Source organism: Planococcus antarcticus DSM 14505, from assembly GCF_001687565.2.
Classification (GTDB): Bacteria; Bacillota; Bacilli; order Bacillales_A; family Planococcaceae; genus Planococcus; species Planococcus antarcticus.
Map to the genome: position 1 here is coordinate 1899862 of NZ_CP016534.2, position 12069 is coordinate 1911930.

The window sequence follows — 12069 nt, forward strand, 5'->3', positions numbered from 1 at the left end:
ATAACCCCTACCGATGAAAAGTTTTCTTGAGATTTTGCATAGTCAATCCAAGCAGAAGCATCTTTGACGTAATCATCAAACCGCAGATCCTCTTCGTTCCTGGCCAGTGCTGCATTTTCTCCAACTGCGCTTGTCGTAGCGAATGGTGGAGATTCCCCCTTCAGCTAGCGCTTCCGCCACCATTTTCAAGCTATTGTTTTTGCCAGCCATCACCGGGGAATTGCCGTCTTTATCAGTCGGCCCAGAACCTGACAGCATCAGCATGACTGGAAATGGCCCATCGCCTTGTGGTGTTAGGATGAACGCTGTCATGCTTCTGCCTGCCACGTCAATCTCTGCCTTGGCGCCAACTTCTTCTGTAGCCGTAACCGCTTTGATCAGCTCGAACGGAAAGGCTTGTCCCTGTTGTATGTATGTACCCGTAATGGTTCCTTGCTGAAGCGTACCATCAAATACAAGCTGTTGATTTTGAATGGTCATTTCAAAATGAATAGCCGGATCCTTGAAGTCGATGGCCGTGAGAGGGAAATTTGTAATCCCTTGTACAGGTATGGAAATCGCAGCTTGTTGTCCGTCAAATGCGACTACAATTGGTAATGGTTGGTTGGGCACTTGGATCGCCCCTTCCCAGTTCCCTTCGATTTTCGACAATGGTTCATTTTTCGGCAATGGTTTCTTCTCCTCTACTTTGCTATTGTCATTGCTGCAGGCCTGCAAAAAAAGAACAAGAAAAACAAGGAATGTACAAAAAATAACAACTTTTTTCATTCGATTCCTTCGCTCCTTTTATGAAAAAACTCTTGCTATTATCATTATAACAAAGTCATTCACCCATCCTTTTGGAGAAAAAGAAAAAAGAGCTGTCCCAAAAGATCATAAAAAATAATCTTTGGTGACAACCTTTTGGCCGTTCTCGAAAGGATCGGCTAATTTCTGGTGCAACGGATGCTATCGGCTCGTAATATGTGTGTCACGCAGTTGGCGCGATAAGATGTCGCGATGCCCAGTTGCCCGGACAAGACCTCTTCCGGTCTCCTCACTCTGCTCAGTCCAACGTATTCAGCACAAGTCACTTCGCTACTATATAAGTTGAACGAATGATTCCGGGCTGTTAATGTTCCGCCAATCAGCTGCTAAGAGCTGGCGCCGAACGAACTCGGGCTGTCCAAGTGGATTTCTTTCCATGTCACTTACGCTACTCTCATAACAGTCTCCGCTAGTTTGCTCCGTATCTTGATGATTAGTTACTCAAGGATGCTTAGAAGAAAGAGTGTAAGACGGCGAAGCTAGCGGGGTGATGCAAGAGCATATCTTTGTTCTTCGCCGCCTCCATTCCAATTAGCCTATTCTTAAAATAGAGAGAAAGCAAAAATAAATGGAGAAAAATATTTGATTTTTCTCCATTTATTTTATGGTTCAAAACTTATGGGATAGCCTCTTTTAATCGTTTTTACCAGACAACTATAGCTCACTTTTTTTTTCCGACTGAATGGAAAAACCGGTTGTCGATAAGGTTTGAATCAACAATTTATGCATAAGCTTGTAACCTTCATCGTTGGGGTGAATAGAATCCAACCAAATGGACGGATTTTTTCCCATTGTCTCTGTTTTAGAAACGATAATGCCTTTTTCGCCAATGGCCGTATTCCATAAGCGGAACAGTAGATTGGTAAAACCAAAATATTGCTCTTCCTTTTTCATGGAATTGTATAAGTTATTCTGGACGATAATAACTCTTTGGTTAGCCTCCCGAAGATGCCAATAGATTTCAAGTAAATTTTGGCGGTAGATGCGTTTCAAGATGGAGAATTGCCGAATCAAGCCCTTAGCTCCGCCGTTCCGGAACCCACGAAGCAAGTCATTCCCGCCAATATTCAGTAGTACAAGGTCGGCTTGTTGAAGCGGTATGAGCCAGGAGTCTGTTCGCATTTTCTGGACTAGTCCACTGCTAGTCAATCCGTTGATGCCGAGATTGGTGATGTGGCTTGAAGGAAAGGTTTCTTTCAAGTAATTGGCAATGCCGCCTTCAGTGCCATAGCCATAAGCTACAGAGTCACTTAAGATGACGATATTGTCTATACGAAGCGCTGTTTCAACTTTTTTGGTAGCGAAAAAAGGTGCTCTTCCAAAAAGGGCACTGGATCGAATGTTAATCACTCTGCCGCACGTCCCCTCTTGCTGTTTTTCTCTGTTATTTTATCATATTTCAGCTCATTTTCTTCTTATCGTGCTTTCGGCTGAAAATCGTTAGTTTATACAATACTCACCAAAAGCTTTATTATGGAAGGAGATGAATCTTCTTCCATAGTTCCCCCTTATTCATCTGAGTGAAAGGAATGATTTTTCTGGATATACTTTATTTAGTAATTGGAATTCTATTGATTGTCCTGTGCATCATTGATTTTACTTGGACCACGCTGTGGATTGACGGCGGAGCAGGACCGGTTACTGACCGTTTGTCATCGTTCATCTGGAGAACCTTCCGCCTATTTGTAGGAGACCATTCAAAGTCTTTGAGTTTAGCCGGACCCGTCGTATTGAGCGCTTCTCTTACGATGTGGATCGCCATCCTGTGGGCAGGATGGACTTTGGTGTTTGCTGGACTAGAAGGGTCGATTTCACCTTCTCATGGAAATGACCCGATTTCTTGGTTTGATCGCATTTATTTTGCAGGTTATTTAATCTTCACATTAGGAAACGGCGATTTCAGTCCGACTGAAGGAGTTTGGCAAATCCTCACAGTTCTCGCTACTGGAACAGGAATGCTGTTCATCACCTTTGGCGTCACTTACTTAATCTCTATATTGAGTGCGGTAACAGTTAAACGTTCTTTCTCAGCCAGCATTCAGGGACTGGGACACTCTGCGGAAGAGCTGGTTGAAAGCGCATGGAACGGCAGTAATTTCCACGACATCGATTCACTGCTGACTACTTATTCGGAGCAGTTAAGCTCGTTAACGGCTCAGCACATTGCTTATCCTGTACTGCATTACTATCACGCAGCAAATAATGTGTCGTCCATGCCGACAGCGGTCGTGGTTCTTGACGAAGCACTAAGCATCATGGGTGTACCAAGAGACTGCCATCCCAATCAGCTATTGTTGAAAGAAACACAGTCCAGTGTGCAGCTTTACCTGGAAACGCTCAATAAATCCTTTTATAAGCCGTCAAAAAATGTACCCGAGCTGCCGGATTTCAAATTTCTCAGTAATGCTGGAATCCCTCTCGTTCCGAGTGAAGAGTTCAAAGAAGCTTATAAACAGTTGCGAGAACGCCGCAGAAAATTACTGGGGGTCATTGAAGCGGATGCGAGGCCATGGCCAAAACGATGAATAGATTTAGAAGGTGTTTTATATAGGGGTGAACTGAATGATTAAAGATTGGCTAACAAATGCTAAGTATATGGTGGTGTTTACCGGTGCCGGCATGTCCACTGAAAGCGGATTGCCCGACTTCCGCTCAGCGAACACGGGGCTGTGGCAACAAAAAGATCCAAGTCAAGTAGCAAGCGTCAAGGCATTGAATACAAACGTCGAGGAATTTATCGAATTTTACCGAAAACGTGTACTTGGTGTAAAGGAGTTTGAACCGCATAATGGCCATCGCATCTTAGCGGAATGGGAAAACGACGGACGGCTCCAGTCCATCATCACCCAAAACGTCGACGGCTTCCACCAACTGGCAGGCAACAGAAACGTCGCCGAGTTGCACGGCACATTGCAAAAGGTTCATTGTCAATCATGCGGAACTTCTTACAGCAGCGAAGAATTCCTCGGTGAATCGTACCACTGCGAATGTAGCGGCCTCCTTCGTCCTTCTGTTGTGCTGTTTGGGGAGATGCTGCCGGAAGAACCTTTCGAAATAGCATTTAACGAAGCAATTCGGGCCGATTTATTCATTGTTCTCGGTTCTTCGTTGTCTGTCACGCCTGCCAACCAATTTCCGCTCATTGCCAAAGAAAACGGCTCTAAACTTGTCATTGTCAACCAGGAAGCGACACCCTTCGATAGCTATGCCGACCTGGTGATCAACAACCGGCAAATCGGCGATGTCTTGTCAGAATGGCATCGCTTTTGGACAGATTAAAGCATCAGCATTTGGCTGGTGGTTTAATCTTCATTATTCATTTCATCAATAATCGAGTAGGCGACCATTGTCGTTCCACTGGCCGTACATTTTATTTTCTTTCGTATTTTCGATAAACTTGTTCAATCTTTTTTCAAAAACTGTAGGATCGTTGCTATAACTTTGAATAGTATCAATTCTGATTCTCCTATACAGTTCAGGAAAGTTAAGAAAGTTTTGGTATAGCTGTTCGTCTTCTTCTAAACGAATTTCAATTTCTTTATCTATAACGAAAGATTCAAGACGCATGTCAGGTAGAATTTTCATTCCTTCCCCTTTCATCAAACCTAATTTCTCCAGTCTTCTTACTCTCTCCTTATTCAGCTCTGTCCAGTTGCTTGTTTTCTTTCTCGGAGAAAACCTTTGAGCTAGTTCAGTATCTGATTTTTTCTTCATTATGCCATCAATCCACCCAAAGCATAAGGCTTCTCCAACTGCATCTAGCTACTGAATGACACTTGGTTTTTTCGTCACACTAACGAGTATCCAACAAAATTTTTCTGTGATTGCATTTTCCTCAAGCCAGTCTCTAAACTCCTGCTTTGTCTTGACGTTAAGCAACTTCTCAATTTTTATTTTGAACAGATCCTTTCTAGATCTCATTATTGAATTTTGACTGGGACTACTTTTCTCTTTCATTATCAAGGACATTTCCTTTTTGGATCCCGACACTTTTCTTCTGGTCTTGCCACAATTCATTTTTCAGTCTTTTAAGCAAGTTAATTGGTATAATCAAGAAACTAAATGAAAATCTATTCAGTTGAAAGGGGCATTTTTGTGATCCATTCTATACCACTCAATTCAAGTCAGCTTCATTCTTCCTTTAACCGGGAATACAAGCCGATTCTGACCGTCGCTTCAGGAGACACTATTCAGTTGAAAACACTCGACATCCAATGGGGTTATTCGGCATCCCAAACCGACGAACGGACGATCTTTACATCACGCGAAAACGAAGAAAAACTTGCCCATCCTATTATCGGCCCGATTGCAATCGCAGGCGCTAAACCCGGCATGGTGCTAGAAGTTCGCACCAACAAGCTGATACCCGGCTGGTATGGGCGCAACTGGGCTGGCGGAATACACGCCTGGCAAAATGAAAAACTGGGCATTGTCGATAGCGAACGACTACAAGTGGATTGGAAGCTAGATGCAGAAAGAATGACCGGCAGTTGTGAACTGAGCGGTCAGGAATTCAAAGTCGGCTTGTCTCCTTTTCTCGGCTTAATGGGCGTAGCACCTGCCGAAGCCGGTAGCTTTCCGACAAAGCCTCCTGGCTATTTTGGCGGCAATATCGACTGCAAGGAATTGGTGCCAGGCAGCAGCCTGTTTCTGCCTATTTCAGTAGATGGTGCGCTGTTTTCATTGGGCGATGGCCACGCACTTCAAGGAGATGGTGAAAGTTCTGGTACGGCAATTGAATGCCCAATGGATTTGGCCGATATTACGCTAACCCTCCATGAAGATATGACACTTTCCATGCCGCGTGCTAATACGCCAGCCGGATGGATCACTTTTGGATTCGCTGAGGACCTCAACGAAGCGGCATCCGTCGCACTTTCTGATATGGTCTCTTTCATGGAGCAATTGTATGGCATTTCCCGGACTGAAGCAACAGCCTTATCGAGTGTGGCAGTCGATCTGCACATCACTCAAGTCGTCAATAATGTTAAAGGCGTCCATGCGATTTTGCCTCATGCAGTGATTCGATAAAAGATATTTCTGAAACTTTTGCTTGCCGTTTCCGTACATAAAGAAAGAGGTGATGAAAGTGCAGAAGAAAAGATCTTTCATAATTTTTATGGTGTTGCTCGTTGTTGCTTTGTTCCCCATCCAAGCTTTGGCCGTCGATTATACGATTCCCGAAGTGACAATCGACGCGCAGGTAAATGCAGATGGTACGGTGCAAGTAGTCGAGAACCACACGTACGAGTTTGATGGCGATTTTAACGGCATCACACGGGAAATAGCTCCAAAAGATGGAACTTCGATTCAAAATTTTAACGGTTATGAAAACGGCACGGCATTGGAGGTCGAGCGTGATGGCGATCTATACAAAGTTTTCCGTGAAGGTGAAGATGAAACCGTGACAATTGAATTGCGCTATGAAATCCAGAAATCCATCGAAAAATTCGAAGATGGTGCTGAGTTTTATTGGCCATTTTTTGATGACCGTAACGACAGTGAATATGAACAACTGACGATTGCGGTCAGCCCTCCCGCTCCGTCAGAAGAGACAGATTTTGTCGGCTATGACGCAGCCTACCAAACAGACAGCTTGCAAAACGACGGAGCGGTCCTGTTCGAAATGGGTATGGTACCAGCAGGCACCAACGGAGATATTCGCGTCATTTTTGATGCCGAATTGTTCCCCGCCCTGCCTCAACAGGACGGCATTATCCGCGAGGAGTTGGCTGTTGAAAAAGAGCGGCTGGAAAACGAAGCCGCCATTTTTGCGGCAAGACAAGACACCGGTAGTTCTATCGGCAATGGGCTGATACCTGCTGCCGGTGCACTCTTGTTGGCACTGACCGCTTGGGCCTGGAATCGTGCACGGAAGATTAAACAGCAGGCACAACCTGCTACTGATGCCTTTTTCGTCCCTAAGCAAAAGATGAGCATTCCGGCAACTTTGTATTTCACCAAGTCTTCCGTTTTGACCCCTGCCACAACGGCTGCCGCCTTGATGGAACTGGTGCGCAAAAAGAATGTCGAACAGCTTTCAGAAGAACACTTTCGGTTGATTGACCGCAACACTGAATTTGCACATGAAGCGGTGTTAATCGATTTGCTTTTCGACAAGGTCGGTGACGGCGAGTTTTTTGAAACAAAAGACCTTGAAAGTTATACAAAAAATGAACTGAACCATGCGTCCTACAACGAATCCATCAGCGAATGGCAACAAAGTGTCGCAGAAGAAGTGAAACAGCACAAGTTATATGAAAAACATCCCCTGTTTCGCTGGACAGTCGGATCCATTGGACTGGCGTTATTTGCAGTCGCTGTCTTTTTCGGTCTCTTAAACTTGTTTGCGTTGATGTTTTTCTCTATCGTAGTCGGTATTTTGTTTATTGCTTTCTGCTTCTACTCCCCCATCACTTACGAGGGCCATGTAATCCGGGAAGAATGGAAACAATTGCGCGTGGCCATGGAAAACCTAGACGGAGCGGAATGGACCCAATTAACATCGGACGAAAAAATGCGTGCCTTTGCCTACGTTCTAGGAGACGATGAAAAATCGGCAAATCTAAAAACGCAAAGTTTCACCAATGCCTACAGTGAATCAGCATTTGCAGACTTTGGCGTGTTTTACAATCCAGTCCTGCTGACGGGACTTTTCATTGCTGCCAATTCCAGTAGCAGTGCTTCGGCTAGCGGAACAGGCTCTATGTCTGCCGGCGGCGGTGTCGGTGGTGGTGGCGGCGGCTCTGGTGCTTTTTAAACAATACGCAAAACGGCTGAAAAAATTTCAGCCGTTTTTGTTTTGCTCAGCATTTCTTAGGGAACTACAAAGAAGACGTTATTTTATTCATATGGAGGAACGATTAATGATTACAACTAACTCACCTTTATTAACAAAAGAGGATTTTTTAGTACGGACCGATTTGCCGGAATGGCTTTTGGGTGAATACAAGACTTTTCACGAAACTGTAACCGATACGACCTTCCCTTGCTATTTCGGAATGAGTGGCGAGTTAAAGGGAGAATTGCGCTACACCTATATCACCCAGGAGGACTGGAGCAATTTGCCCGTCGCGGTCGAATCGTTTCTGACACTATTTAATGACCCGAAGCATAAACGCCACGGATTATTCGTTTTTGTAGAACCTGTCAAGGAAGAAGGCTCACTAGAGACCTATCGCCAGCAATTTTGGGACATTCTTCAATATTTGCATGACGAGGATAAAATGGAATGGCCAAAAGACGCCCCACGCGATCCCGGTCATTATTTATGGGACTTTACTTTTCAGGGCGAGCCGATCTTCATCTTTGGTAACACACCAGCCTACAAGCAGCGGAAAACACGTGACCTTGGCAACGCCATGGTGTTGGGTTTCCAGCCCCGCCGCATCTTTGAGGGATTGAAAGGAACCGAAAAAGGCGGTGTCATGTCTCGCGACAAAGTCCGCCAACGTGTGGAAGCATGGGACCATCTGCCGACACATCCCGACATCAGTCACTTTGGCGATCCGGAACACAACGAATGGAAACAATTTTTTATCGGAGACGATAGCGAGCCGATTCAAGGAAAATGCCCATTTACCCATAAAGAAATGAAATAATAGGCGATACTTCACTATTTTCTAACTAACTGAAAAAGAGCCGTACCGGAAGCAATTCCGGCACAGCTCTTTTTTCGGTTTACAGATACTCTATACTAGGGTAAGACTATAATGTAGCCTTTAGGTTTTTGGGATTTGTTAAAGAGATGCAGTCGTTTTCCGCTCATACAGAAGAACTTCCCTGCTCACATTGAATGCTTCGTCTTGATCGAGTGTCAAAATATCCAACAGCCTTGTTATGGCTTCTATCCCGAGATTGGCAAGGCTGTCCGCCGTGCCGACAGAAGTTAAGCTCAAGGCTGAATGCTGTCCCATTTCTGTGTTACCAATGCCGATGATGCTGACGTCTTCAGGAATTTGATAGCCTGCTTCTTGGTAGAAATCCATCAGCTGGATGGCGATTTCGTCTGTAGCAGCTACAATACCGGTCGGTTTTTTCTTTAAAACCTGAAGGTCCTCGAACACGTTCAACAGAGAAGCTTTATCTGTATCAGCAATTACCAGCCGCTTTTTACGTATTTTACTTTTAACTTCCTGAAGTGCATGGATAAATCCCTGGAAGCGCTCTTTGTAAGTGGGGTTATTTAACGGTCCGCCGACCCAGGCGATTTCCTGATGATTGCTGCCGAGCAGATGGCTTGCTGCAACATAGCCAGCCTCCACATTATTTAGCCCAATTGAGTGCTGGCTGCCGGGATAGCTTGAATTGAGTAGGATGAAAGGAATTTTTGACTGAAGCATCCTTTCATAAACCGCCTCATTAAGTTGAACCGACGTCAAAATTAAACCATCTGCTTTACTTGAAAGCACAGTGTCATAGGTTTCAAGTTCATTTTCTTTCGTAACAAAATGAACGTTGACTTGGTAGCCTTGTTGTTTTGCAAGGCTTATAATCGAAGGAGCAGAACCAATGAAGATTGGATCATCCAAAGGTCCTGCGATCAGGCTGATTGTTTTGATGGTTCTGGCTACAGGCACCGTATCTTCAGTACCTGTTGCCGAATAGTTCAATTCATTGACGGCAGCCATCACTTTGTCATACGTATCTTTTTTCACTTGATCCGGTTTGTTCAGTACACGTGAAACAGTTGTCTGTGAAACACCTGCACGCTTTGCTACATCAGTAGTTGATACCAAATTCATCACCCTGCTTTCTTTTATTTGTCCACCTTACCCAACCATTCATTTTCCGAGTCATTACAATTTTATTTACTTATTCATTATACCACGCCAATGCGTAATCTACACATGTAAAAAATAAAAATCGTACCATAAACTACATTTGAATAGTTAATAATTATTCAAACATCAAGAAGAAGGGGATGAATAAAATTCATGAATAAAGAAAAATACCTTGAACGATTCAACGCTGCCCTTATTCAGGAGAATTTCTTGCAGAATTTGGCTGAGCTCCAATCTTTGCATATGCAGAATATCCCTTTTGAAAATTTAGATGTCATCCGCAAGACGCCGATTTATTTGAATATCGAAAATATTTATGACAAAATCGTTAACCATCACCGCGGCGGCTATTGCTATGAGTTGAATGGCTTGTTCCACTGGTTGCTGAAGCAACTGAATTTTGATGCAAAACTGATTTCTGCCACTGTCCAAAAACCTGATGGCACTTGGTCAAAAGCCGATACACACGCTGCAATCCTGGTAAAGCTTGATACTCTCTATCTTGTCGACGCCGGATTTGGTGATTCCACCATCAGTCCAATTCCAATTGGCGGTGAACGTCATACCGATCACAGCGGTACATACCGTGTCGAAAAAGCGGATGAACTTTTTTACGATCTGATCAGAGAAAAAGACGACACTGAAAAGCTGCTTTACAGGTTCGCAACAACAGAAAAACAGTTGGCTGATTTTCATGAAGGCTGTGTTTTCAATCAGGTTTCAAAAAATTCTCCATTCACCCATGATGATCTAATCACGCGGACAACTGCGGATGGCCGTATCACGTTATCTGGCCATCAGTTGACACGTTCAGAAAATGGCAATAAAGAAAAAATCGAACTCTCTTCAGCCGATAAAAAACGTGTATTGAAAGAAGAATTTGGCATTGACTGGGATGCCCTCGGAAAATAAGTACTCTAACAAAGAATACTTATTGACATAGAGAATCCCCGCTTTTTACAGCGGGGATTTTTGCCGATTTTATTCAAATGCTTCCGGGTACACAGTTTCAGCTACTAATTTAACGGCATCTCCAATTCTCGGTCCCGGGCGTGAAGTAATGTCTGAATCCAGGAAATAGACCTGATCGTTCTGAATGGCTTCGATGTCGTTCCAGCCTTCACGAGCTTTGATGTCGTCAATAGGATTTTCTACATAAGAAACTGTTGTGGCAATGATTTTTGGATTCCGATCGATAACTTCTTCTTCAGAAATCTGCGGCCACCCTTCAAGATCACCAAACAAATTTTCTACATTAGCATGGTTTAATATCTCCTGCTGGAAAGTTTTTTGGCCGGCAGTATAGATTTCCGGCGAAGGACTAATTTCGAAATAGAGCTGTTTTTTTTCTTCTACTGAAGCCAGTTTTTCCTCAACGCCTTCAATTTGCTGTTGGATAGAGCCAATCAGTTCCTCGCCCTTATCTTCAAGTCCCATGACAGTGGAAATTTGTTCGATGTCCCCATATACATCCTCAAAGGATTGGGCTGACTCAATGACAAACACTTGGATTCCTGCTGCTTCTAAATCCTCATAGCCAGTTGGTGCCCCTGTAGAATAGCCGATGACAACATCAGGCTCCATTTCAATGATGCGTTCTGCGTTAAACGCCACGGAATCGGAAACACGCTCCACTTCAGATGCTTCAGCCGGGTAATTGTCATAATCTGTCACGCCGACAATTTGATTTCCTGCTCCAATTTCATAAAGAATTTCGGTATTGCTTGGGATTAACGACACGACAGTTGCTGGAACTTCTTCAAATGTCAGTTCCTTGTCCAAGTCATCAGTTACTGAATAACTTGACTGCTCTTCGGATTCAGTTGCTATTTCAGGAGATTCTGTTTCAGTAGTATTGGATTGGCATGCTCCTAGAGCTAAAGCCACTGCTCCGATGGATACGTACTTGAATAGGGTTGTTTTCATTAGTTGTTAGCCACTTCTTTCTTTTTGGGTTTTGTTGGATAAGATTTGCTGACAAACGGGATTTCTTGCACGTCATGATGCTGATTGACATAAACAGCCATCGTAAATAGGACATTCGCTAAAAGATTGGCATAATCAAAGAGGATTTCAGGCACTTCACGTTCCAAACTCACTTTATGTAAGGCACGTACTGATTTTTTTGCCTCGCTGCGGCATACGTGTAACACACAGGCAGCTTGAGTTCCTTGCGGCAAAACAAAATTGCCGATTTTGTCCCTTGTGAAGTTTACATAATAATCATACATGTCACTTAGCTCGATCAGATCTTCCTCATGAACGGCTATTTTACCGCGAACAGAGCCGTTTAAATGATAAGCCATAGGTTGTAGAATCCGCAGATCTCGTTGTACAGCTTCTACATCTTGGGTCAATGACAAGGCTTCTCCGATTCGGGTGGTTAACGAATCAGTCCTAATTTCAAAATCCACAGTGGCTGCGGATTCCCGCATAAATGGATAGCAAAGATAACGCATGTCTTTTTTCATCAATTTCA

At 43.9% G+C, this 12069-nt stretch carries 11 protein-coding genes and 1 pseudogene; 6 read left to right on the top strand and 6 right to left on the bottom strand.

All coding sequences use genetic code 11. The features are described 5' to 3' along the window. Positions 1 to 75: 75 nt before the first annotated feature. Both BBH88_RS18885 and BBH88_RS09500 read right to left on the bottom strand, forming a co-directional pair. Positions 76 to 768: a MarR family transcriptional regulator gene (locus tag BBH88_RS18885; RefSeq protein WP_083387770.1), complete on the bottom strand. Its 693-nt coding sequence runs from the start codon at positions 766 to 768 to the stop codon at positions 76 to 78. A 693-nt stretch (positions 769 to 1461) separates the two neighbouring features. After that, positions 1462 to 2157: an SGNH/GDSL hydrolase family protein gene (locus tag BBH88_RS09500; RefSeq protein ID WP_065536885.1), complete on the bottom strand. Its 696-nt coding sequence runs from the start codon at positions 2155 to 2157 to the stop codon at positions 1462 to 1464. 179 nt (positions 2158 to 2336) lie between these two features. Here BBH88_RS09500 and BBH88_RS09505 point away from each other — a divergent pair, with 179 nt between their 5' ends. Further along, positions 2337 to 3332, top strand: a complete 996-nt coding sequence (locus tag BBH88_RS09505; RefSeq protein ID WP_083387771.1) for a potassium channel family protein — start codon at positions 2337 to 2339, stop codon at positions 3330 to 3332. A 37-nt stretch (positions 3333 to 3369) separates the two neighbouring features. Beyond that, positions 3370 to 4086, top strand: a complete 717-nt coding sequence (locus BBH88_RS09510; RefSeq protein WP_065536884.1) for an NAD-dependent deacylase — start codon at positions 3370 to 3372, stop codon at positions 4084 to 4086. Between the two features lie 45 nt (positions 4087 to 4131). On the opposite strand, the pseudogene BBH88_RS09515 reads toward BBH88_RS09510, so the two are convergent. Continuing rightward, positions 4132 to 4701, bottom strand: a pseudogene (locus BBH88_RS09515) (YdeI/OmpD-associated family protein). 201 nt (positions 4702 to 4902) lie between these two features. Between BBH88_RS09515 and BBH88_RS09520 the strand changes: the two are divergent. The 3 genes from BBH88_RS09520 to BBH88_RS09530 all read left to right on the top strand — a co-directional run bounded on the left by BBH88_RS09520 (position 4903) and on the right by BBH88_RS09530 (position 8408). After that, positions 4903 to 5838 (top strand): acetamidase/formamidase family protein, encoded by a 936-nt coding sequence (locus tag BBH88_RS09520; protein WP_040852224.1) that lies wholly within the window; start codon positions 4903 to 4905, stop codon positions 5836 to 5838. A gap of 52 nt (positions 5839 to 5890) precedes the next feature. Then, on the top strand, positions 5891 to 7567 hold the full coding sequence (locus BBH88_RS09525; protein WP_238323297.1) for a DUF2207 domain-containing protein: 1677 nt from the start codon (positions 5891 to 5893) through the stop codon (positions 7565 to 7567). Between the two features lie 106 nt (positions 7568 to 7673). Beyond that, positions 7674 to 8408, top strand: a complete 735-nt coding sequence (locus BBH88_RS09530) for a YqcI/YcgG family protein (protein ID WP_006829604.1) — start codon at positions 7674 to 7676, stop codon at positions 8406 to 8408. Between the two features lie 138 nt (positions 8409 to 8546). On the opposite strand, the gene BBH88_RS09535 is transcribed toward BBH88_RS09530, so the two are convergent. Beyond that, entirely contained in the window at positions 8547 to 9551 is a 1005-nt protein-coding gene (locus BBH88_RS09535; RefSeq protein WP_006829605.1) for a LacI family DNA-binding transcriptional regulator, read from the bottom strand. Between the two features lie 192 nt (positions 9552 to 9743). Between BBH88_RS09535 and BBH88_RS09540 the strand changes: the two genes are divergently transcribed. Continuing rightward, a complete protein-coding gene (locus BBH88_RS09540) occupies positions 9744 to 10502 on the top strand; it encodes an arylamine N-acetyltransferase family protein (RefSeq protein ID WP_065536882.1) in 759 nt (252 codons plus the stop codon). A 69-nt stretch (positions 10503 to 10571) separates the two neighbouring features. On the opposite strand, the gene BBH88_RS09545 is transcribed toward BBH88_RS09540, so the two are convergent. Then, positions 10572 to 11516: an ABC transporter substrate-binding protein gene (locus BBH88_RS09545; protein WP_006829607.1), complete on the bottom strand. Its 945-nt coding sequence runs from the start codon at positions 11514 to 11516 to the stop codon at positions 10572 to 10574. Next, the gene (locus BBH88_RS09550) at positions 11516 to 12061 is read right to left on the bottom strand and encodes a hypothetical protein (RefSeq protein WP_006829608.1); all 546 of its coding nucleotides are present in this window, start codon (positions 12059 to 12061) and stop codon (positions 11516 to 11518) included. The genes BBH88_RS09545 and BBH88_RS09550 overlap by 1 nt, the downstream gene beginning before the upstream one ends. Positions 12062 to 12069 lie beyond the last annotated feature (8 nt).